At 46.9% G+C, this 3373-nt stretch carries 2 rRNA genes; both read right to left on the reverse strand.

From position 1 onward, the window contains the following. Nucleotides 1-74 precede the first annotated feature (74 nt). A 5S ribosomal RNA gene (gene rrf, locus EAL49_RS08160) occupies nucleotides 75-192 on the reverse strand. Between the two features lie 235 nt (nucleotides 193-427). Beyond that, nucleotides 428-3315, reverse strand: a 23S ribosomal RNA gene (locus EAL49_RS08165). Nucleotides 3316-3373 lie beyond the last annotated feature (58 nt).

Consider the following 3373-nt stretch of genomic DNA (forward strand, 5'->3'; position numbering starts at 1 on the left):
AACCCCTAAACAAACAAAACAATGAGTCAATAATGAAATCAAATAAAAAGCAAGACTAAAAAAACATTTCCCTATCCCTGCACCGACCTACATTCCCACTCTTGAAAAGAGCAGTATTATCAGCGATGAAGAGCTTGACTTCCAGGTTCGGAATGGTTAACTGGGTAGTTCCTCTTCTCTAAAGGCACAAGGAAAAGGGAGCTAAAGATAAAAACGCATTTACCCTTAACTCCCCTTTCTCTTTAATAGGGAGCTGTTTTTCAACAAAGAAGATCGTTAATAGCCCTTAATTAAAACAAGTTAGACTTTATCCTGTTTCTCATTAAAGCTTATTATATAAAAGTCTTTATAAAACTCCAACTCTCTTACACTCAGTAAGGCAGTGGTAACCCATTCGCGCTTATTGCCGTTATCTTATCAAAAAGCAAAAAACAAGCCAAACGCTCTATTAGTAGTAGTCAGCTAAACGCATTACTGCACTTACACATCTACCCTATCAAGCACATAGTCTTTGTGCGAGCTTCAGGGAAAGTTCATCTTGGAGTTGGCTTCCTGCTTAGATGCTTTCAGCAGTTATCACATCCGTGTGTAGCTACCCAGCGATGCTCTTGGCAGAACAACTGGTGCACCAGTGACACGTCCATCCCGGTCCTCTCGTACTAGGGACAGCTCTCCTCAACTTTCCTACGCCCACGGCAGATAGGGACCGAACTGTCTCACGACGTTCTGAACCCAGCTCGCGTACCGCTTTAAATGGCGAACAGCCATACCCTTGGGACCTGCTCCAGCCCCAGGATGCGATGAGCCGACATCGAGGTGCCAAACCTCCCCGTCGATGTGAGCTCTTGGGGGAGATCAGCCTGTTATCCCCGGGGTACCTTTTATCCTTTGAGCGATGGCCCTTCCACACAGAACCACCGGATCACTATGACCGACTTTCGTCTCTGCTTGACTTGTATGTCTTACAGTCAGGCTGGCTTGTGCCATTACACTCAACTTGCGATTTCCAACCGCAATGAGCCAACCTTTGCAAGCCTCCGTTACTTTTTAGGAGGCGACCGCCCCAGTCAAACTACCCACCAAGCATTGTCCTGCCTGTGGATAACACAGGCCAGTTAGCTAACAGAAACATCAAGGGTGGTATCTCAAGGATGGCTCCATAAGAGCCAAAGCCCTTACTTCAAAGCCTCCCACCTATCCTGCGCATGATATTCCCATTAGCAGTGCTAAGTTGTAGTAAAGGTCCACGGGGTCTCTCCGTCTTGCCGCGGGTAGGAGGAATTTTCACCTCCACTACAATTTCACTGAATCTCTGGTTGAGACAGCTCCCATCTCGTTACGCCATTCATGCAGGTCGGTATTTAACCGACAAGGAATTTCGCTACCTTAGGACCGTTATAGTTACGGCCGCCGTTTACTCGGGCTTCAATTCAACGCTTCATCTTGCGACTGACGCATCCTCTTAACCTTCGAGCACCGGGCAGGCGTCACACCTTATACTTCCTCTTACGAGTTGGCAAAGTGCTGTGTTTTTGGTAAACAGTCGGGAGGGACTCTTTGCTGAGACCGCATTGCTGCGGCACACCTTATCGCGAACTTACGGTGCTAGTTTGCAGAGTTCCTTAACCAGAGTTCTTTCACGCGCCTTAGAATACTCATCTCATCTACCTGTGTCGGTTTGCGGTACGGACGACTATGGATATGCTTAGAGGCTTTTCTTGGCACGACGGTATCAGCGATTCTCCCTTTGTCCTAAAAGGACTCAAAGAGCCTGTTTGGGTTTCAAATACAGAGGTGGATTTGCCTTCCCTCCAATCTACGCCCTTAGACTAGCGCTTCCATCAGCTAGCTCGCTTAACCCTATGCGTCCCCCCATCACGCTCCATAAGTCGGTATTGGAATATTAACCAATTTGCCATCACCTACCCCTTTCGGACTCGGCTTAGGACCCGACTAACCCTACGATGACGACCATCGCGTAGGAAACCTTAGATTTACGGCGGATACAATTCTCATATATCTTATCGTTACTCATTCCTGCATGCTCACTTCATACCGCTCCAGCACTCCTTACCGGTATACCTTCAACGCTGGTATGAACGCTCTTCTACCACTGTGTCAAACACAATCTACAAATTCGGTGTCTATCTTAGCCCCGTTATATTTTCAGCGCATGACCACTAGACCAGTGAGCTGTTACGCTTTCTTTAAAGGATGGCTGCTTCTAAGCCAACCTCCTGGTTGTTTGAGTAGCCACACATCTTTTTCCACTCAGAATAGAACTTAGGGACCTTATTTGGTAGTCTGGGTTGTTCCCCTTTTGACGATTGATTTTATCACCCACCGCCTGACTCCCAAGATACGATAAAAGGTATTCGAAGTTTGATAGGGTTTGGTACCGCGGCGAGCAGCCCTAGCCCAATCAGTGCTCTACCCCCTTTTATTATCACTTGAGGCTATACCTAAATATATTTCGAAGAGAACCAGCTATCACTAAGTTTGTTTGGCCTTTCACCCCTATCCACAGCTCATCCCAACCCGTTTCAATGGGTACGAGTTCAGTCCTCCACGCGCTATTACACGCGTTTCAACTTGGCCATGGATAGATCACTTAGCTTCGGGTCTGCAGCATCTGACTCAAGCGCCCTATTAAGACTCGCTTTCGCTACGGCTTCGCATTCGCTTAACCTTGCCAGATACCACAACTCGCAGGATCATTATGCAAAAGGCAGTCCATCACCCTGATAAATCATAGGGCTCTGAATGATTGTAAGCAGATGGTTTCAGGTTCTATTTCACTCCGCTCACTGCGGTTCTTTTCACCTTTCCCTCACGGTACTTGTTCGCTATCGCTCAAAGAGTAGTATTTAGGGTTGGAGAGTGGTCTCCCCGGCTTCAACCTGGATTTCTCGTGTCCTGGCCTACTCTGGATACTGCTACCTAAGAACGCCTTGTCGCATACAAGGCTATCACTTTCTATGGCTTACCTTTCCAGGTAACTCTGCTAAAGCGTTCTCTTGGATATTGCAGTCCTCAACCCCGAATGCAAGCACTCGGTTTGCCCTTTTCCCCGTTCGCTCGCCACTACTTAGGGAATCTCGTTGATTTCTTTTCCTCTAGTTACTGAGATGTTTCACTTCACTAGGTTCGCTCTCTATTAAAGAGTAACTAATATCTCTATTAGTTGGGTTGCCCCATTCGGACATCTACGCATCAAAGCTCCTTGACAGCTCCGCATAGCTTATCGCAGTCTAGTACGTCCTTCATCGCCTCTCTTTGGCAAGGCATCCGCCATCTGCTCTTAAAAGCTTGTTTTAAATTTTAAAATATCCTTTAAAACCCGCCCTTTTATAATGAATAACGACAATTGCAC

This window comes from Helicobacter pylori (assembly GCF_003637665.1).
Classification (GTDB): domain Bacteria; phylum Campylobacterota; class Campylobacteria; order Campylobacterales; family Helicobacteraceae; genus Helicobacter; species Helicobacter pylori_CK.